The sequence below is a fragment of the Nocardioides oleivorans genome (genome assembly GCF_004137255.1).
GTDB lineage: Bacteria > Actinomycetota > Actinomycetes > Propionibacteriales > Nocardioidaceae > Nocardioides > Nocardioides oleivorans.
In genome coordinates, this window is the sequence record NZ_SDWT01000001.1 from 586730 (window position 1) to 604914 (window position 18185).

The window sequence follows — 18185 nt, forward strand, 5'->3', positions numbered from 1 at the left end:
GCGTGGGTCGCACGGATAGCCTCGGCAGCATGAACGTCCGTGACCGCATCGGCGCCGAGCTGTTCCGCAAGGTCGCGGGGCCGGACGGTCCCCGCCAGCGCGAGCGCGTGCACGGCACGCCGGGCCCGCGCTGGTTCGATCCCGGCTCCGCGATCCACCGCGTCCACGGCGACGCCTCGATGTTCGTCGGCGGCATCCGCGCGATCATGCTGCAGTCGCTGCACCCCGCCGCCATGCAGGGGGTCGCCGACCACTCCGGCTACCGGGGCGACATGTGGGGCCGGCTCGCCCAGGTGTCGACCTACATCGCGATGACGACCTTCGGCGCCGAGAAGGACGCGCTGCAGCTGATCCGGGCCGTCCAGCGCGCGCACGAGTCCGTCGTCGGCACGCTGCCCGACGGGACGCCCTACGCCGCCTCCGACCCGCACCTGCTCGGCTGGGTGCACGCCGCCGAGATCGACAGCTTCCTGCGCGCGCACGACCGGTTCGGCCACCGCCCGCTGGTCGGTGCCGAGCGCGACGAGTACGTCGCCCAGGCAGCGGTCGCCGCGGCCCACCTCGGCGTGCTCGACCCGCCGCGGACCGAGGACGAGCTGGCCGCCACCCTGGCGTCGTACGCCCCCGAGCTGCGCGGCACCGACGCCGCGCGCGACGCGATCCGCTTCCTGGTCTGGCACCCCGACCTCCCGCTGGCAGCGCGTCCGGCCTACCTCTCCCTGGTGGGTGCCGCGGTCTCGCTCACGTCCGAGTCGGCTCGTCGCGAGCTGGGGCTGCCGCATCCCCCCGTGCTCGACCGGGCGATCGACGTCACCGTCGGACGCGCGCTCGGCAAGGTGTCGACCGGTGCGATCCGGTGGGCGATGACCTCCGGGCGCGAGCACGCGCAGACGATCGAGGACTCGCGGGCGTGAGCCTCGGCCCGCGACTGGCCACGCGCTGGCCGATGGAGGACCACCTCGACCTGCGCGACGAGCTCCTCGCCGCCTGGGACCGGTCCGGCTACCACGACCTGCTGCACCTCACCGAGGTCCTCGATCGCCTCGACCTGCTGCGGTCTGCCGGCGCCGGGTTCGACCCGACCTCCGTAGGGCTGGCGGCGTGGTTCCACGACGCCGTCTACGACGGCACGGCCGACGACGAGGAGCGGTCGGCGCAGTGGGCCGAGCGCGCCCTCCCGGTGCCGTACGCCGACGAGGTGGCGCGGCTGGTCCGGATGACCGTGCACCACCGACCGGGCGACGACGACCCGGCGGGCGGCGCGCTGAGCGACGCGGACCTCGCGATCCTGGCGGCTCCGCGCGAGCGCTACCACGCCTACGTGGCAGGCGTGCGCGCCGACTTCGCCCACGTCGCGGACGACGACTTCCGGGTCGGCCGGGCGCTGGTGCTCGCCGACCTCGCGGCCAAGCCGTGGCTCTTCCACACTGCCCAGGGGCGCGGCCTCTGGGAGGCAGGGGCGCGCGCCAACCTCACGCGCGAGCTCGACGAGCTCCGCGCGTGAGGCTCAGCGGTCGGCGAGCGACAGGTAGACCGTGAAGCGGTCGTGCCGGTAGCAGGTGCGCGAGACCTCGACGATGCGGCCGTCGGAGACGGCGCGACGCGAGTGGCGCAGCACGGGGTCTCCCTCGGCGACCTCGAGGACGGTGGCCTCCTCCGCGCTGGCGCGGTCGGCGCTGATCGAGTCCTCGACCTCGGTGGGACGCAGGCCGCGAGCGGCGAGCGCCTCGTAGAGGCTCGTCGGGGTGCCGTGCTGCAGGAAGCCCGGCAGCAGCACCTCGTTGAGGTAGGCGTCCTCGACGCACACGATCGCCTGGTCGGCACGGCGCAGCCGGCGCCAGTGCAGGACCGGGTCACCGGGCGAGATGTCGAGGGCGCGGGCGACGCCCGGACCGGCCTGCTCGACGCGGGCCAGCAGGGTCTGGGACTCCGGCAGCATGCCCCGGCGACGGATCTCCTCGGTGAAGGAGGTCAGGCGACCGGCGGTCTTGGGCGGCTGCGCGACGAACGTGCCACGTCCAGGGATGCGCTCCAGCAGACCCTCGGCGACGAGCGCGTCGAGCGCCTGTCGTACGGTCATCCGGGCCACTCCGAAGCGAGCGACCAGCTCGCGCTCCGACGGTGCCGCGGATCCCGGGGGCTGCGCCTCGATGAGGCTGCGGACGTGCTCACGAACCTGGACGTGCTTCAACGCCCGCTGGCGCGGTACGACGAGGTCCACAGGTTCCATAGCCAGTCAGATTAGGACTGGGCTGGACCAGGTGTCACCACATTGAGGAATCCTTCGATAAACACTCGACGGAACCTCGAGGATCGAACGCGTGTTCGATCGTGCGCTAGGATGCCCGTGTGGACTTCCAGACGTCCCTCTTCGCCGATGCCACCACGGATTCCGTGGCGCTCACCCCTGAGCGCCGGACCCTGACGCGTGGAGCGTGGGTCGACGTCCAGCGCAACTGGCTGGCCGACCCCGACGCCGCGTTTTCCGCACTCGTCTCCCGGGTCCCGTGGCGGGCGGAGAGCCGCGAGATGTACGACCGGGTCGTCGACGTGCCACGGCTCGTGCACACCTACCTCGGCGGCGACGCACTCCCCCATCCGTCGCTCGAGCGCGCGCGCGACGCGCTCTCCGCCCACTACCGCGACGAGCTCGGCGAGCCGTTCGTGAGCGCCGGCTGCTGCTACTACCGCGACGGCCGCGACTCCGTCGCGTGGCACGGCGACACCCTCGGCCGCGGTCGCACCGGCGACACGATGGTGGCGATCGTCAGCGTCGGCGACCCGCGCCGCCTCATGCTCCGGCCGCGCGGCGGCGGAGCGTCCGTCTCGGTGACGATGGGCCACGGCGACCTGGTCGTGATGGGCGGGTCCTGCCAGCGCACCTGGGAGCACGCCGTGCCCAAGGTCGCGCACGCCGGCCCGCGGATCTCGGTGCAGTTCCGCCCGCTCAACGTCTTCTGAGGATCCGCCGCACCACCGCGAGACCCGCGACGGCCGCGAGTGCGTGCTTCCAGTACGACCTCACCAGCACCGGCAGCACCGCGCTGCCGAGGTCGAGCGCCTCGGCCTCCCGCGGAGGTGGCGGTGGTGGCGACGTCCGCGGACCGGGAGGGGGCGACGGGGGCGGGGCTGCCAGCTGCTCGGGGGGTAGGGCAGCATCCGCCCCCGCCGCGGTCCCCGGGTCCGGATCGGTGGGTGGCTCGGGAGCCGCCGGCTCGGGTGCCGCGAGCCGCTGCTCGAGGCAGGCCACGAACTGGCCGAGGAGCTTGTCGGAGACGTCCTGCATCACGCCCCGCCCGAACTGGGCGGGCTTGCCGGTGACGGCGAGGTCTGTCTCCACGGAGATGTCGGTGGCACCGCCGGCATCGGTCATCTCGACGGTGACCTTCGCCCCCGCCGTACCGTTGCCGCGCTTGTCCTTGCCCTTCGCGTCGACGACGAAGCGGTGCGCGGCGTCGTCCTTCTCCACGAAGGTGCCGGTGCCGTTGTAGAGCAGCGCGATCGGACCGAGCTTGACCTTCACCGACCCGGCGAAGGAGGACTCGTCGGCCTCGGTCACCTGGGCTCCGGGGAAGCACTCGGCGACCGAGGCGATGTCCTTGAAGTGCGCCCACGTCTCCTCGACGCCGATCGGGACCGTGAAGCGGTGGCTCAGCTCCATCTACGCGCCAGCCGCCTTCAGGACCGCACGCCCGGTCAGCACCCGTGCGAGGTGCTGGCGGTAGTCGGCCGCGCCGTTGAGGTCGGTCGGCGGGTTGGTCCCGTCGGCGGCGAGCTCCACGGCAGCGCGTACGCCGTCCTCGGTCGCGCTCGCCCCGGCGAGTGCGGCCTCGGTGGCCGCTGCCCGCAGCGGTGTGGAGCCCATGTTGGTGAGCCCGACCTTCGCCTCGTCGATCGAGCCGCCCGAGGACCGCACGGTCGCCGCGACCGCGACGATCGGCCACTGGTGGGCGACGCGGACGAACTTCTCGTAGTGCGCGCCCCAGCCGGTGTGCTTGGGCAGCCGGACCTCGGTGAGGATCTCGTCGTCGCCGATGGCGGTCTCGAAGAGGTCGACGAAGAAGTCCGCTGCCTCGACCGTGCGGGTCCCCCCGGGGCCGGCGATCACGAACTGCGCGCCGAGGGCGAGCGCCGGCGCGCCGAGGTCACCTGCGGGGTCGGCGTGCGCGAGCGCCCCGCCGAAGGTGCCGCGGTGCCGGATCTGCGAGTCGGCCACCTCGGCCGCCGCCTTGGCGACCAGCAGCGCGTGCTCCTTGACCAGGTCGTGGTCGCGCACGTCGTGGTGGGTGGTCATCGCCCCGACCACGATGGCGTCGCCGTCGTCGCGGATGCCCCGCAGCGAGGAGATGCCGCCGAGGTCGATGACCACCTCGGGCGCGTTGAGCCGCATCCGCAGGACGGGCAGCAGGCTCTGGCCGCCGGCCAGGATCTTCGCGTCGTCGCCGTGCTCGCCGAGCGCGGCCAGGGCCTCCTCGACCGATGCAGGTGCGAGGTAGTCGAACTTCACCGGGATCACTGGCCCGCTCCGTCCTGGTTGAGGGAACCCTCGTCGAAGTGCGGCATCGCGTCGGGCGGTGTCTCCGTCGCCCCGCCGGCCGACGAGCCCTGGATCGCGCGCCACACCCGCTCCGGGGTGCACGGCATCTGGACGTCGTTCACGCCCAGGTGTCGGACGGCGTCGACGACGGCGTTGACCACGGCCGGGGTCGAGGCGATGGTCCCCGCCTCACCGACGCCCTTGGTGCCGAGGGTGTTGGTCGTGCAGATGCTCGGCTCGTCGGTGTGGACGACGTCGAAGGAGATCGTGTCGGCCGACGTGGGCAGCAGGTAGTCGACGAACGACCCGCTCACGAGGGTGCCGGCCTCGTCGTGCACCGCCTCCTCCCAGAGCGCCTGTGCGATGCCCTGCACGAGCCCGCCGTGCACCTGCCCGGCGACGATCAGCGGGTTGATGATCGTGCCGATGTCGTCGCAGCAGGTGTACTTCCGCATCTTCACCGCACCCGTCTCGGTGTCGACCTCCATCGCGCAGAGGTGCGTGCCGTGCGGGTAGTTGAAGTTCACGGGGTCGTAGGTCGCGTCGGCGTCGAGGCTCAGCTCCATGCCCTCGGGGTAGTCGTGCCCCGCGAACGTCGCCGTCGCCAGCTCCTGGATCGCCTTGCCCTGGTCGGTGCCGCGCACGGTGAACTTGCCGTCGGCGTAGTCCAGGTCGTCGGCGTTGGCCTCCAGCAGGTGCGCCGCGAGCACCTTGGCCTTGTCGATCACCTTGTCGACCGCCTTGACCAGCGCCTCGCCTCCCACGACCAGCGACCGCGAGCCGTAGGTGTCGAGGCCCTTGGGCGCCACCTGGGTGTCCCCATGCAGCACCTCGACGTCCTCGAACGGCACCCCCAGGCGGTCGGCGACGATCTGGCTGAAGGCCGTCTCGTGGCCCTGCCCGTGGGCACTCGCACCGGTGACGACCTCGACCTTGCCGAGCGGGGTCAGGCGCACGCTCGCGCTCTCCCAGCCGCCGGCGCCGTAGTCCAGGCTGCCCAGCACCCGGCTCGGGGCCAGGCCGCACATCTCGGTGAAGGTCGAGACGCCGATGCCGAGCTGCACCCGGTCGCCGCGCTCGCGCCGCTCGGCCTGCTCGCGGCGCAGCTCGTCGTAGCCGAAGGACGCCTTGGCCTTCTCGGTGGCGGCCTCGTAGTTGCCGGTGTCGTACTCGAGCCCGGCCACCGTCGTGAAGGGGAACTCCTCGTGGGTGATCCAGTTGCGCTCGCGGATCTCCAGCGGGTCGACGCCCACCTCCGCGGCGAGCTCGTCCATGAGCCGTTCGATGGCGTACGTCGCCTCCGGCCGCCCGGCGCCGCGGTAGGCGTCGGTGAAGGTCGTGTTGGTGAGGACCGTCTGGCACTCGAAGCGGTAGGCCGGGAACTTGTAGATCGCGTTGAACATGAACGCGCCCAGCACCGGGACACCGCCGCCGACGATGGCGACGTAGGACCCGAGGTCGGCGTCGAGGTGCACCTTGAGCCCGGTCACCTTGCCGTCCTTGTCGGCCGCGAGGGTCAGCGTCTGCACCTGGTCGCGCCCGTGGTGGGCCGCCATCAGGCTCTCGCTGCGGGTCTCGGTGTACTTGACCGGCTTCGACAGGCGTCGGGCGACTGCCCAGGCGATCCACTCCTCCGGGGTCGCCTGCAGCTTGCCGCCGAACCCGCCACCGACGTCGGGGGCGATGACCCGGATCTTGCTCTCGGGCACCCCGGTGGTGGCCGCCAGGGCGAACCTCAGGATGTGCGGGATCTGGGTGGCCGACCACATGGTCAGCTGCTCGCTGGTCGGGTCGACCACGACGCTGCGGGGCTCCATGAAGGCCGGGATGAGCCGCTGCTGGCGGTACTCCCGCTCGATCACGATGCCGTTGGCGCGGGCCTCGGTGATGGCGGCCTCGGCGTCGGTGCCGGTGCCGGCCTCGCCGGAGTCGAAGACCCACAGCGCGGACTTGTTGGTGCCCAGGTCCGGGTGGGCGAGCACCTCGTCCTTGAGCGCGTTCTTGATGCCGATCACGGCCGGCAGCTCGTCGTACTCCACGTCCACGAGCTCGGCGGCGTCGCGGGCCTCCGCGACGCTCCGGGCCACGACGACGGCGACGATCTCGCCGGCGAAGGCGACCCGGTCGGCGGGCATCGGCGAGTGGGTCGGGGTCTTCTGGTCCGGGGTGATCGGCCACGCGTTGATGCAGGCGCCGAGCTCCTCGCCGAAGTCCTTGCCGCTGAGCACGGCGACCACGTTGGGCGAGGCCTTGGCCGCCTCGGTGTCGATCGAGGTGATGGTCGCGTGGGCGAACGGGCTGCGCACCATCGCCAGGTGCAGCATCCCGGGCAGGGTGATGTTGTCGGTCCAGCGGGTGCGACCGGTGATCAGGCGCTGGTCCTCCTTGCGCCGGCGGTCCTTGCCGATCTCGGCTGCGGGACGGTCCTGGGTGGCGGTCATGACCTCGCTCCCTCGGCGGCGTGGAGGACGCTCTTGACGATGTTGTGGTAGCCGGTGCAGCGGCAGAGGTTGCCCTCCATCCCGAGCCGGACCTCTTCCTCGGTCGGGTGCGGGTTCTCACCGAGGAGGTCGACGGCCTGCATGACCATCCCGGGCGTGCAGAAGCCGCACTGGAGGCCGTGGCACTCGCGGAACGCCTCCTGCACCGGGTGCAGGTCACCCTCGGCGGTGTCGGCGAGCCCCTCGATCGTCGTCACGGTGCGGCCGTTGGCCTGCACGGCCAGCACGTTGCACGACTTCACGCTGGTGCCGTCGAGGTGCACGGTGCACGCCCCGCAGTTCGAGGTGTCGCAGCCGATCACGGTGCCGGTCTTGCCGAGCTTCTCCCGGAGGTACTGCACGAGCAGCAGCCGGGGCTCGACGTCGTCGGATACCGCGGCTCCGTCGACAGTGAGGTCGATCTTGGTCATGTGGCGCCTCCGGGCGTGTGAGGTGGGTCACTCTCGCCACCGACGCTAGGCGTCGATGGTTGGTCCGCGGTTGCCCGCGGACCAACCCGCGCATCAGTACTGGAGGATCGTGCCCCTCGGCTTCTCGGACAGGACGTCGGCCGAGACGTAGAGGTGGCCGTCGGCCCACTCCACCGAGGCCGGCATCTTCGCCATGACGTAGGGCCTGGCCGTGTCGGACCCCGCCTTGATCCGCGAGACCATCCCGCCGAACAGCTGCGCGACGTAGACGTCTCCGTTGTCGGCGACCGCCACGCCGGTGGCCGCCGCGAAGCCGGTGGCCACGGTGCGCACCTTGCCGGTCCTCGCCTTGACCTTCACGACCATGCCGTTGGCGCCGGTGCTGCCGTCCTCGGGACCTCCGGGGAGGAGGCTGACGTAGAGCCACCCGCCCGTGCCGACCTCGACGTCGGTCGGGACCGGCTCGAAGTTGTAGGTGTGCCCGACGACGCAGGCCGGGAGCTTGTTCGCCGTCGCCGCCTCGGCGGTGATCACCACCGGGACCGGCGGGAGCACGGCCACCGTCGAGACCTTGCCCTTCGCGTCCACCCCCAGGATCGAGTTGCCCGCGGCGTCGGCGACGTAGGTCGTGCCGTGGCCGACCGCGGAGCCGTAGGGGTGCGACTCGACGATGCCGGTGTAGGCAGCCGGCACCTCCTTCGGGACCTGCGCCAGGCAGGTCGCGTCGAGGTCGGTGAAGCCGTAGGCCTGCTTCGCGTCCGGGTTCTTCCTCGCCTCGTAGGCGCCCAGGTCGGCCTGCATCCTCGGCGCGCCGCCGGGGCGCATCCACCACAGGACGGCCTTCTTGCCCTTCGTCGTGGCGAAGTGGACGACGCCACCGGACTCGGACAGCGCGCCGACCTCGGTGCCCTTCTTGGGCGCTGCGAAGACGACCTTCGGCCTACCGCCGGGCGGGACGGCCGTGAGCAGGCCGGCGAAGTTCTGGCTGACGTAGGCGGTGCCGTCGCCGGCGACCACCATGCTGAGCGGCGAGACCAGCTTCTTCGCCACCGTCGTGGGCTCGGGTGCGGGGGCGGCCCCCGCCGTCGGGGCGCCGAGCAGGCTCCCCGCCAGCAGGACGGCCGCTCCCGCAGCCATCCCACCTCGTGTCGTGACCATGCGTCTCTCCCTCGTCGGGGCCACGCCCTCCCGGCACGGCACCTCGTTGCAGGATCGACCCGGTTCCTTCGCCCCGGCCACCCACTAGGTGGGAAATGACCGGAATCTGCGGGATCGGTCAACGCGCGCTGGCGAGCTTGCCCTTCAGCAGCGGCGCCACGGGGTGGTGCACCGGGATCGCGGCCAGGCACGCCTCGACGACCGCGGTGTCGTAGGGCGCCAGCTCGCTGTAGCGCAGCACCGCGTCGGGGTCGGGGCGGGCCAGCAACGCCTCGCGCACGCTCACGGCGAGGAAGTCGGCCATCTGGACCAGCGCGGGCGAGTCGGTGCCGGGCAGCAGGTCACCGCCGTAGGCGCGCACTGCTCGACGTACGTCACCGCGGCGCAGCAGGCGCTGCACCTCCTCGACGTCGGTGGTGACCGGCATCGTCAGCCGGTAGGGACGCGACGAGAGCTGGCCCGACAGGGCCGTGCGGAGGTGCGACACCTCGGCCTTGAGCGTCGAGGTGGTGACCGCGGCGTCGCCGTAGAGGAGGGCGTGCAGGTGCTCGACCGACAAGCCCTCCGGGTGGAGCGCGAGCAGCGCGAGGATCTCGGTCTGGCGCCGGTTGAGCAGCAGCCGCTGCCCGTCGAACCACACCTCCGCGGTGCCGAGGAGGGTCAGGAACAGCCCGGGCTCGTCGGGACCGACGTCCCCGGTGAGCGGCGTACGCCGGTCGGTGGGCAGCGCGCCCTCGATGAGCCGCGCCATCACCCGAGCCGTCGCCAGGCCGATCGGGTGCGTCCGGTCCCAGGTCGTCGACAGGTCGATGACCCCGAGCGACCGGCCGGTGACCGGGTCGAAGACCGGTGCGGCCCAGCAGACCCAGTTGTGCACGACCTCGGCGTAGTGCTCGGCGCTGAAGACCATCGACGGTGCGGCGGTGCGCCCGGCGATGGCGAGGGCGTTGGTGCCGACACTGAGCTCGTCCCACCGTCCGCCCGGCACGAAGTTGACCGTCTCGGCCTTGCGCCGCATCACCCGGCCGCCGTAGGTCCACAGGATCCGGGTCTGCTCGTCGGTGACGGCGATGACCAGGTCGCCGTCCTCGGCGGTGCGACGCAGCTCGTCCTGGACCCGCTCGACGGCGGTCTGCAGCGGCGAGGCGTTCCAGAAGTCGGCCGTGTCGCCCTCGTCGGCGAGGGGCGCGTGGGTCACGTCGGGCGAGACGACGCCTGAGAGCTGCCAGCTGCTGAGGATCTCGGGCCGGACGGCGTCGGCCTCGTCGCCTCCGTCGGAGACGAACTGCGCCCACGCGCGCATGGCGCGCACGCGTCGGTCCTGCAGGTCATCCATGGCGGCTCCCCCGTGGTCGCGGCCAACCTAACCCGGCTGTGACGCTGGTAACAGTGCCGCACGCAACCGGTTCGGTCCTCAGTCGTCGTGGTGGATCCGGCCCCGCGTGGTCACGAGGCGCTCCCCCGAGCCTCCCCAGCGGTGGGCGACGATCTCCGCCGCGATCGACACGGCCGTCTCCTCCGGGGTGCGGGCACCGAGGTCGAGCCCGATCGGCGACGAGAGCAGGCCGAGCTCGTCGTCGGTGAGCCCGGCCTCGACCAGTCGCGCCATCCGCTCGTCGTGCGTGCGACGCGAGCCCATGGCGCCCATGTAGCCGGGGCGTACGTCGTCGTCGAGCCGGAGCGCGACCTCCAGGAGGGGCACGTCGAACTTCGGGTCGTGGGTGAGCACCGCGAGCACCGTGCGCCGGTCCACCCGTCCGGCCTCGACCTCGGCGGCCAGGTAGCGGTGCGGCCAGTCGACGACGACCTCGTCGGCACCGGGGAAGCGCGAGGTCGTGGCGAAGACGGGCCGGGCGTCGCACACGGTGACGTGGTAGCCGAGGAAGGAGCCGACGCGGGCCACGGCCGCCGCGAAGTCGATCGCGCCGAAGACCATCATCCTCGGCTTGGGCGCGAAGCCCCACACGAAGACCCGCATGCCCTCGCCACGTCGCTCCCCGTCGGGCCCGTAGGTCAGCGTCGCGTTGGTGCCGGCTGCGAGCAGGCCGAGGGCGTCGTCGCGCACCGCGGCGTCGGCGCGGGGCGACCCGATCCCACCGACCGGGTCACCGTCGGGCCGGACGACCATCCGGCGCCCGACCCACGACGGGTCAGGGTGCTCGATCACGGTGGCGAGCGCGACCGGACGGCCTGCCTCGATGTCGGCGGCGACGTCCCCCAGCTCGGGGAAGGTCTCCCGCGAGACGCGCTCGACGAAGACGTCGAGGATCCCGCCGCAGGTGAGGCCGACCGCGAAGGCGTCGTCGTCGGAGACGCCGTAGCGCTCGAGCACCGGCTCACCCGAGGCGACCACCTCCTGCGCGAGGTCGTAGACCGCGCCCTCCACGCACCCGCCGGACACCGAGCCGACGGCAGAGGCGTCGGGACCCACGAGCATCGAGGCGCCGGGCGGCCGCGGCGCCGACCGGAAGGTCGCCACGACCGTGCCGACGCCGATCGTCTCTCCGGCCTCCCACCACGCCAGCAGCTCGGGCAGCACCTCACGCACCGGCGATCACCTCGGTGAGGTCCGCGAAGGTCGCCAGCGAGTGCCCGGCCAGGAAGTCGTCGCAGTGCGGCAGCGCCGCCACCACCCCGCCCTGGAGCGGCTCGTAGCCTGCCTTCCCGCGGTGCGGGTTGACCCAGATGACGCGGTGGGCGACCCGCTGGAGCCGGGCCATCTGCTCGCCGAGCAGCTCGGCGTCGCCGCGCTCCCACCCGTCGCTGAAGACCACGACCACGGCACCGCGCGCGAGGCCGCGCTGGCCCCAGCGGTCGAGGAACACCCGCAGGGTCTCGCCCAGCCGGGTGCCGCCCGACCAGTCGGGCACCACCTCACCGGCCGCGACGATGGCACGGTCGGCGTCGGGCGAGCGCAGGGCGCGGGTGACGTGGGTCAGCCGGGTGCCGACGGTGAAGGTCTCGACCGCGCCGCCGCCGGCCCGCGCCGACTGGGTGAGGCGGTGGGCCAGCCGCAGCAACGCGTCGGCGTACGCGCTCATCGATCCGCTCACGTCGACCAGGAGCACCACCCGGCGCGGCCGGGTGCCGCGTCGCCGCCACGCGATCTCGGCGGGCTCGCCGAGGTGCCGCAGCGAGCGGCGCAGCGTGCGCGCGGCGTCGACCTGGCCGCGGTGCCACTTGCGGTGACGGGCGGTACGACGTGCGGGCGGGTGCAGCGACAGCCGGGCGAACATGCCGGCCAGGCGTCGCTTCTCGGCCGCGTCCAGCGTCGCCACGTCGCGGTGGCGCAGCACCTCCGACGTCGAGGCCATCGCCTGGACGACGTCCTCCTCGCCGTCGCCCGGACCGCCGGCGACCTCGGTGTCCGGCAGCAGGTGCGCGGTCTGCGGCCGGCTGTGCTCGCGGGGCCGGGCGCGGGGCAGGCCGTCGTGGGGGTCGAACCACGAGGCGAAGACCTGGTCGTAGCGCTCGAGGTCGTCGGGCGAGCCGCACAGGGTGGCGCGGCCGGCCCAATAGGTCGCCTGGCGGTCGCCGGCCCCGACCGTCGCGACGGCGGCGAGGAACCCGTGCGACCGGTCCTGGGTGACGGGTACGCCGGCGGCGCGCAGGGCGCGCGCGAAGCCGAGCAGCACCTCGTCGGCACCGCGGTCGGTCATCGCGAGAGCATCCGGTCGAGCGCGGCCTTCACCCGGTCGGCGTCCTCGCGGTACTTCAGGAGGGCGCCCAGGGTGGCCGCGGCGGAGGCGAGGTCGAGGTCGGCGGTGCCGAGGTAGGTCAGCGCCCGGGCCCAGTCGAGCGTCTCGGCCACGCCGGGCGGCTTCAGCAGGTCGTCGCGGGTGCGCAGCTGCTGGACGACCCCGACCACCTGACGGGCCAGGGCCTCGCTGACCTCGGGGGCCCGCGAGCGGACGATCTCGACCTCGCGCTCGAGGCCGGGGTGGTCGATCCAGTGGTAGAGGCAGCGCCGCTTGAGCGCGTCGTGGAGCTCGCGCGTGCGGTTGGAGGTGAGCACCACCAGCGGCGGCTCGGGCGCCGTCACCGTGCCGAACTCGGGGATCGTGACCTGCCACGTCGAGAGCACCTCGAGCAGGAACGCCTCGAACTCGTCGTCGGCGCGGTCGACCTCGTCGACCAGCAGCACGGCGGGTGCCTGACGGAGCGCGGCGAGGACGGGGCGCGCGAGCAGGAAGCGCTCGTCGTACAGGCTCTTCTCGGCCTCGTCGGAGTCGACCGCTCCGGCCGCCTCGAGCGCGCGGAGGTGAAGGATCTGGCGCGGGAAGTCCCAGTCGTAGAGCGCCTGGCTGGCGTCGATCCCCTCGTAGCACTGCAGCCGCACGAGCGGGAGGCCGAGGGACTGGGCGAGGGCCTCGGCGAGGGCCGTCTTGCCCGTGCCGGGCTCGCCCTCGAGCAGCAGCGGCCGCTGCATCCGTGCGGCCAGGAACACGACGGTGGCCAGCTCGCCGTCGACGAGGTAGCCCGTCGTGCCGAGGCGGGCGGCGACGTCCGCAGCTGACTCCATGCACTCAGGCTACGACCCACCACGTTGGTCGCACGTTGGCGTGCGACGCCCAACCTGGGGGGCGAGGTTCAGCGGGTGTCGACGTCGGCACCAGTGGCGAGGTCGCCGCACTCGACGAGGGCCACGTCGCGGGTCGCGAGGTAGTCGCGGGCACCGCGGTCCCCGGTCGCGACCTCGACGACCCCGGCCCAGTGGTCACGGCCCAGCACGACCGGGTGCCCCGGCACGCCGTCGTACGACGCTCGCAGGAGGTCGCCCGGGCCGGACACCCGACCCGCCAGGCGCGCCACCACGGCGGCGTCGACGTCGGGCAGGTCGACCAGGGTCACGACGACGGCGTCGTGCTCGGTCGGCTCGAGGGCCAGGAGGCCCGCGCGCAACGAGGCCCCCATCCCCTCGGCCCAGTCGTCGGCCCGGATGCGCGCCACCGACATCGGGAGCAGCGCGGCGGCGCGCTCCGCCTCCGCGCCCAGCACGACGACGACCTCCGCGCACGGGCGCAGCGCCTGGACCGCGCGGAGTAGCCAGGACGTCCCGTCCTCGTCACGGGCGAGCGCCTTCGGGCCGCCGAACCGCTTCCCCGCGCCTGCCGCGAGGAGCAGTCCGACGACCGAGGTCACAGGGCGAAGGCCTCGGAGTAGAGCGCCTCGAGCTCCGGGGACTTCTCCGCAGTGAAGCCGCACAGCGTGACCCGGTCACCCGTGGCGCTGACGAGGTAGGTCTTGCCCTGCTCGAAGTCGACGGCCATCAGGAGGTCCTGCAGGTCCTTGCTCGGCGCCTCGACCGTCACCGTCGAGGCCTCGTCGCCGGCGTACCACTGGTCGACCTGGAGGGTCGCCGCGCCGTCGTCGACGCTGGTCACCGTGCCCTCGAAGGCGGTGTCGAAGCCCGCGAGCATCTCGGCCGACGGGACGGCGCACTTGCCGGCCACGGAGCCGTCGGCGACCAAGGCGAGGGTGCCCCCGGCGGTCGGGTCGTCGGACGGGGCCGGGGTGGTCGGGCTGGCGGTCGTGTCGCCCGACTCCTGCGCAGTGCCGGACGCGTCGTCGGAGCCGCAGGCGGCGAGGCCGGTGAGCGCGACGAGGAGGACGGGGACGGCGAGCAGCTGACGTGCTCGGCTGGGGGTACGGCTGGTGTTCACGATTCCTCCTGGTGGATCGGGCCGGTGTCCTCACCGTGCCACATGCCCTTGGACGCAGGACGACGTCGTGGCGTTCCCTCCCGACGAGGTCAGGGAGCGGCGGCCTCGATCTCCTCGTCCTCCTCCTCGACCTTGCGCTTGAGCCGCCCGATCCCGGGGACCTTGCCGAGGATCTCGTTGAGCTCGCGCGAGACGTTGAGCAGGTCGTGCAGGTCGGGCGCCACGGTGCCGAGGGTCGTCAGCACGGGGAGCAGGTCGCGCTCGACCTGCTCGGTCAGGGCGGGCAGATGGTCGACGAGGCCCACCAGGGCGGCGACCTCCTCGGGGGACGTGGTGTCGGCCAGGGTCTGGAGCGTGGGCTGCAGCCGGGTCAGGGAGGGCTCGAAGGTGTCGAGCAGGCCCGTGATGCGTGCCACCTGCGCGTCGGCGTCGTCCACCACGCCGCTGGTGCGCACGACCACCACGTGCGCGGACTCGGTGACCTCCCGGACCCGGTCGATCGCCGCCGAGGCGCGCACCATGAGGCGCTCGGCGTCGTCGAGCAGCGCCAGCACCCTGGGCACCGCCCCGACCAGGGCCTCGATCTGGTCGGTGCCCCGCTCGAAGGCCGAGAGGACGTCGCGGGGGCCGGGCACGGGAAGGCGCATGCGACGTTTCTACCGCGTGCCCGAAATGGGCGCAGGGCCCCCGCCGGAGCGGGGGCCCTGCTGGTGGAGCTGGTGGAGCTGGTGGTCAGTTGGAGACGGTCGTGAGCGGCACCGCGAACTTGTTGACCTGCGACCCGCTTGCCGGCAGTCCGAGCTCGCTGGTCGTCGCCGTCCTGAGCAGCCAACCGCTGCGCGGGCCGGCGTTGGTCCCGCAGTCCGGGTTGTCGAGGCTCTGCGACGTGAAGGGACCGGAGGTCGCGTAACCGTTGGCGACCGAGCTGGGCACCATCCAGGCGTTGCGGCTGTTGCTGAACGAGACGGCCTTGGCCATGTGGGCCAGCCCGCCCTCGCCGCCGTCGTTGAGGTAGGCCTGCCCGCTGGCCGTGTTGCCGCACGCCGTCGTGTAGTAGATCTGTGCGGGGTAGGTCTCGCCGTCCCAGCCCGCGTAGAGGAGGTAACCGGTGGAGCTCATGAAACCGACACCGTAGGAGTCGATCGAGGTGACCCTGCCCAGCGTGTTGCCCGCCCCGTCCTTCAACGTCAGGCCGCCCGGCGCGCCCGTGGCACCGTTCGCACCGGCAGTGCCCTGCGGCCCCTGCTGGCCCTGAGGACCCTGCGGACCCTGGGGTCCGGTGGCGCCCGTAGCCCCCTGGGGACCCTGCGGTCCGGTCGCGCCGGTCGCGCCGGTGCCACCGGTGGTGCCGGCGGTGCCCTGCGGGCCCTGGGCCCCCGCGGCTCCGGTGGCTCCGGTGTCGCCCTTCGGGCCGACGGGACCGCGGAGGTTGACCACCGGGGTCCAGCCGCTGGCCGTCTTCTCGTAGGCGTCGTACGTCGCGGTGTTGAGGTACCAGTCGCCCACGGTGCCGAGGCCGGCGGCGGGTGCTGCCGTGCCCTGGAGCCACTTGCTGCCGGCCGCGCCGGTGGTTCCGGTCGCACCCTGGGCGCCCGTCGCACCCTGGGGACCGGTCGCGCCCTGGGCGCCCGTCGCGCCCTGGGCACCGGTCGCACCCTGGGCGCCGGTCGCACCGGTGTCGCCCTTGTCGCCCTTCGCGCCGGTGTCGCCCTTGGCACCCTGCACGCCCTGCGGACCGACCGCGCCGGGGGCACCGGTGGCGCCCATGATGTTGACCCGGAACTCCCAGCCGCGCGGCGTGTTCTTGTACGCGTCGCCCGTGGCGGTGTCGAGGTACCAGCTGTTCGTCGCCCCGTCGGAGGCCTTCGGGGCGCCCGTGCCCGAGTTCCAGCTGGTGCGGAGGGTGTCCACGGCCTCGGAGCTCAGGTGGTGCGTGTCGAGGGCGCGGTTCTTGATGTCCGCGCCGGTGATGGACTTGTCCTTGATGTCCCGGCCCGTGATGAGCGCACCGGCGGTCGCGCCGCCGACACCGGCGGAGACCACGAGGGCACCTGCGACGAGCAGGGCGGAGGCGGCGCGGCCGTTGGGGCGCGAGGGCATGGAGAAACGCACGATGGATGACCCCCAGAGTCAGGTGCGGCCACCCGGATGGCGGCGCAGCGTGAGAAGCCTAGGACTCCGAGGACCCCGCCGTACCCAAAATGGGGGACGTCGGTGCCGGGACGCCAGCAAGGCCCCCGCCGGAGCGGGGGCCCTGCTGGTAGGTCAGCCTGCTGCCGGTGTCAGCCGATCGTCAGGGGAACGGCGAACTGGTTGCCCGACATCGTGGGCAGGCCCAGCTCGGCGGTCGTCGACGCACGCATCTTCCACGCCGACTGCGTGGGCGTCTGGGTCGGGGCGCTGCAGCTCCACCCGCTCTGGCCGGAGTTGTCGAACCCGCCGACGGCCGGCATGGCGGCCGAGGTGGCGAAGCCGTTGACGACCGTCGCGACGACCATCCACTGGTTGAGCGAGTGGGAGTAGACCGCGCTCTTGCCGTACATCGTCTGGGGCGTGGAGTTGCCCGCGTTCCAGTACGCGTCGCCCGTGCAGCTGCCGGAGTAGTAGAGCTGGCCCTTGGAGGCGGAGCCGTCCCAGCCGACGTTGATGATGTACCCGGTCGAGGTCTTGATCAGCACGCCCCGGCTGTACTGGGCCACACCACTGCCGGCCGAGGGCGAGCCGGCGGACAGGATCGTGCCCAGGACGACGCCGTTCACGTCCTTGAGGACTGCCCCGCCGGCACCCGACGCACCGGCCGGGCCCTGCTGACCGGTGGCCCCGGTCGGTCCCGCCGGACCCTGGGGGCCCGTGGCACCGATCGGCCCGGCAGGCCCCTGGGGACCGGTGGCGCCGTTGCTGCCATTGGTGCCGTTCGTGCCGGCCTGTCCCACGGGACCGGTGGCACCGGTGGCACCGGTGGCGCCGGCGGCACCGGCCGCGCCCGTGGCACCCGTGTCGCCCTTGGGACCGATCGGGCCGCGGAGGTTCACCCGCACGGACCAGCCGGAGGCAGTCTTCTCGGAGGCGTCCCAGGTGGTCGTGTTGAGGTACCAGTCACCGACGACCCCGTCGCCGGCGGTCGGGGCGGCGGTGCCCTGGAGCCATCTGCTGCCGGCCGCGCCCGTGGCGCCCGTGGCGCCCGTGGCGCCCGTGGCACCCGTGGCACCGGTGTCGCCCGTGGTGCCCTTGTCGCCCTTGTCGCCGGTCAGGCCCTTGTCGCCCTTGTCGCCCTTGGCGCCGGTCGCGCCCGTGGCTCCGGTGGCGCCGGTCTCGCCGGTCTCGCCCTTGGCGCCGGCGACACCCTGCGGGCCGACGGCGCCGGGGGCACCGGTGGCGCCCATGATGTTGACCCGGAACTCCCAGCCCTTGCGGGTGTTCTTGTAGGTGTCGCCGGTGGCGGTGTCGAGGTACCAGTTGTTCGTCGTGCCGTCCTCGGCCGACGGCGCGCCGACGCCGGAGTTCCAGACGGTCTTGAGGCTGTTCACGGCCTCCTCGCTCAGCTGCTTGGTGCCGAGCGTGCGGTCCTGGATGTCGGCCGCGGTGACGGACTTGTCCTTGATGTCCCGGCCGGTGATGAGGGCGCCGGCGGTCGCGCCGCCGACACCGGCCGAGACCACGAGGGCGCCTGCGACGAGCAGGGCGGGAACGGTGCGGCCGCTGAGGCGCGCAGGCATGAGTGAACGCAAGGTAGGTGACTCCCACAGGACGGTGCGCCCACCCCGATGGCAGCGCAGCGTGTGGAGCCTAGGACGTGACGGGCGTCTCGGTACGCGAATTGGTTACATCCGCGTCGTACCGAACATCTCGGCGTGAAATGGCAGCGAGGCCCCCGCCGGAGCGGGAGCCTCGCTGGTGGTGCTGGTGGGAGGACGGA

At 72.9% G+C, this 18185-nt stretch carries 18 protein-coding genes; 3 read left to right on the forward strand and 15 right to left on the reverse strand.

Features of this window, described 5'->3' with window-relative positions:
* The first annotated feature begins 29 nt into the window (after positions 1–29).
* On the forward strand, positions 30–914 hold the full coding sequence (locus EUA93_RS02820; protein ID WP_129398544.1) for an oxygenase MpaB family protein: 885 nt from the start codon (positions 30–32) through the stop codon (positions 912–914).
* Positions 911–1504 (forward strand): HD domain-containing protein, encoded by a 594-nt coding sequence (locus EUA93_RS02825; RefSeq protein WP_129398546.1) that lies wholly within the window; start codon positions 911–913, stop codon positions 1502–1504. Before EUA93_RS02820 ends, EUA93_RS02825 begins: the two co-directional genes overlap by 4 nt.
* Positions 1505–1507: 3 nt before the next feature.
* Here the strand turns inward: EUA93_RS02825 and EUA93_RS02830 are convergent, their stop codons facing one another.
* Positions 1508–2230 carry a GntR family transcriptional regulator gene (locus EUA93_RS02830; RefSeq protein WP_129398548.1) on the reverse strand — a complete coding sequence of 241 codons (723 nt, stop codon included), beginning with the start codon at positions 2228–2230 and terminating at the stop codon, positions 1508–1510.
* A 119-nt stretch (positions 2231–2349) separates the two neighbouring features.
* Between EUA93_RS02830 and EUA93_RS02835 the strand changes: the two genes are divergently transcribed.
* Positions 2350–2961 carry an alpha-ketoglutarate-dependent dioxygenase AlkB gene (locus tag EUA93_RS02835; protein WP_129398550.1) on the forward strand — a complete coding sequence of 204 codons (612 nt, stop codon included), beginning with the start codon at positions 2350–2352 and terminating at the stop codon, positions 2959–2961.
* Here the strand turns inward: EUA93_RS02835 and EUA93_RS02840 are convergent.
* The 14 genes from EUA93_RS02840 to EUA93_RS22135 form a co-directional block, all read right to left on the reverse strand.
* Positions 2948–3661 carry an SRPBCC family protein gene (locus EUA93_RS02840; protein WP_129398552.1) on the reverse strand — a complete coding sequence of 238 codons (714 nt, stop codon included), beginning with the start codon at positions 3659–3661 and terminating at the stop codon, positions 2948–2950. The two genes, EUA93_RS02835 and EUA93_RS02840, sit on opposite strands and share 14 nt — an antisense overlap.
* Positions 3662–4507: an FAD binding domain-containing protein gene (locus EUA93_RS02845; RefSeq protein WP_242497214.1), complete on the reverse strand. Its 846-nt coding sequence runs from the start codon at positions 4505–4507 to the stop codon at positions 3662–3664. It abuts the gene before it with no gap.
* Between the two features lie 5 nt (positions 4508–4512).
* Complete coding sequence (locus tag EUA93_RS02850) at positions 4513–6978, reverse strand: xanthine dehydrogenase family protein molybdopterin-binding subunit (protein ID WP_129398555.1); 2466 nt, start codon at positions 6976–6978, stop codon at positions 4513–4515.
* Positions 6975–7448 (reverse strand): (2Fe-2S)-binding protein, encoded by a 474-nt coding sequence (locus tag EUA93_RS02855; RefSeq protein ID WP_129398557.1) that lies wholly within the window; start codon positions 7446–7448, stop codon positions 6975–6977. Before EUA93_RS02855 ends, EUA93_RS02850 begins: the two co-directional genes overlap by 4 nt.
* A gap of 93 nt (positions 7449–7541) precedes the next feature.
* Positions 7542–8585: a ScyD/ScyE family protein gene (locus EUA93_RS02860; protein ID WP_165355035.1), complete on the reverse strand. Its 1044-nt coding sequence runs from the start codon at positions 8583–8585 to the stop codon at positions 7542–7544.
* 139 nt (positions 8586–8724) lie between these two features.
* On the reverse strand, positions 8725–9942 hold the full coding sequence (locus tag EUA93_RS02865) for a helix-turn-helix domain-containing protein (protein WP_129398561.1): 1218 nt from the start codon (positions 9940–9942) through the stop codon (positions 8725–8727).
* Between the two features lie 78 nt (positions 9943–10020).
* Positions 10021–11154, reverse strand: coding sequence for an XdhC family protein (locus EUA93_RS02870; protein WP_129398563.1), 1134 nt, complete (start codon positions 11152–11154; stop codon positions 10021–10023).
* Complete coding sequence (locus tag EUA93_RS02875; RefSeq protein WP_129398565.1) at positions 11147–12265, reverse strand: vWA domain-containing protein; 1119 nt, start codon at positions 12263–12265, stop codon at positions 11147–11149. The genes EUA93_RS02870 and EUA93_RS02875 overlap by 8 nt, the downstream gene beginning before the upstream one ends.
* Positions 12262–13128 carry an AAA family ATPase gene (locus EUA93_RS02880; RefSeq protein ID WP_129398567.1) on the reverse strand — a complete coding sequence of 289 codons (867 nt, stop codon included), beginning with the start codon at positions 13126–13128 and terminating at the stop codon, positions 12262–12264. The genes EUA93_RS02875 and EUA93_RS02880 overlap by 4 nt, the downstream gene beginning before the upstream one ends.
* 68 nt (positions 13129–13196) lie before the next feature.
* Positions 13197–13748 carry a nucleotidyltransferase family protein gene (locus tag EUA93_RS02885; RefSeq protein WP_129398569.1) on the reverse strand — a complete coding sequence of 184 codons (552 nt, stop codon included), beginning with the start codon at positions 13746–13748 and terminating at the stop codon, positions 13197–13199.
* Positions 13745–14269: a hypothetical protein gene (locus EUA93_RS02890; protein WP_129398571.1), complete on the reverse strand. Its 525-nt coding sequence runs from the start codon at positions 14267–14269 to the stop codon at positions 13745–13747. The genes EUA93_RS02885 and EUA93_RS02890 overlap by 4 nt, the downstream gene beginning before the upstream one ends.
* A gap of 89 nt (positions 14270–14358) precedes the next feature.
* Entirely contained in the window at positions 14359–14916 is a 558-nt protein-coding gene (locus tag EUA93_RS02895) for a hypothetical protein (protein ID WP_129398573.1), read from the reverse strand.
* Between the two features lie 85 nt (positions 14917–15001).
* Positions 15002–16369, reverse strand: a complete 1368-nt coding sequence (locus EUA93_RS02900) for a collagen-like protein (protein WP_207208590.1) — start codon at positions 16367–16369, stop codon at positions 15002–15004.
* 182 nt (positions 16370–16551) lie between these two features.
* A complete protein-coding gene (locus EUA93_RS22135) occupies positions 16552–17985 on the reverse strand; it encodes a collagen-like domain-containing protein (RefSeq protein ID WP_129398575.1) in 1434 nt (477 codons plus the stop codon).
* Positions 17986–18185: the final 200 nt, after the last annotated feature.

Excerpts from the sequence above, each read along its gene's own strand:
- EUA93_RS02830 (WP_129398548.1), bottom strand. The coding sequence starts at position 2,230 with ATGGAACCTGTGGACCTCGTCGTACCGCGCCAGCGGGCGTTGAAGCAC.
- EUA93_RS02900 (WP_207208590.1), bottom strand. The coding sequence starts at position 16,369 with ATGCCCTCGCGCCCCAACGGCCGCGCCGCCTCCGCCCTGCTCGTCGCA.
- EUA93_RS22135 (WP_129398575.1), bottom strand. The coding sequence starts at position 17,985 with ATGCCTGCGCGCCTCAGCGGCCGCACCGTTCCCGCCCTGCTCGTCGCA.
- EUA93_RS02850 (WP_129398555.1), bottom strand. The coding sequence starts at position 6,978 with ATGACCGCCACCCAGGACCGTCCCGCAGCCGAGATCGGCAAGGACCGC.
- EUA93_RS02875 (WP_129398565.1), bottom strand. The coding sequence starts at position 12,265 with ATGACCGACCGCGGTGCCGACGAGGTGCTGCTCGGCTTCGCGCGCGCC.
- EUA93_RS02865 (WP_129398561.1), bottom strand. The coding sequence starts at position 9,942 with ATGGATGACCTGCAGGACCGACGCGTGCGCGCCATGCGCGCGTGGGCG.
- EUA93_RS02880 (WP_129398567.1), bottom strand. The coding sequence starts at position 13,128 with ATGGAGTCAGCTGCGGACGTCGCCGCCCGCCTCGGCACGACGGGCTAC.
- EUA93_RS02895 (WP_129398573.1), bottom strand. The coding sequence starts at position 14,916 with ATGCGCCTTCCCGTGCCCGGCCCCCGCGACGTCCTCTCGGCCTTCGAG.
- EUA93_RS02820 (WP_129398544.1), top strand. The coding sequence starts at position 30 with ATGAACGTCCGTGACCGCATCGGCGCCGAGCTGTTCCGCAAGGTCGCG.
- EUA93_RS02860 (WP_165355035.1), bottom strand. The coding sequence starts at position 8,585 with ATGGCTGCGGGAGCGGCCGTCCTGCTGGCGGGGAGCCTGCTCGGCGCC.
- EUA93_RS02855 (WP_129398557.1), bottom strand. The coding sequence starts at position 7,448 with ATGACCAAGATCGACCTCACTGTCGACGGAGCCGCGGTATCCGACGAC.
- EUA93_RS02840 (WP_129398552.1), bottom strand. The coding sequence starts at position 3,661 with ATGGAGCTGAGCCACCGCTTCACGGTCCCGATCGGCGTCGAGGAGACG.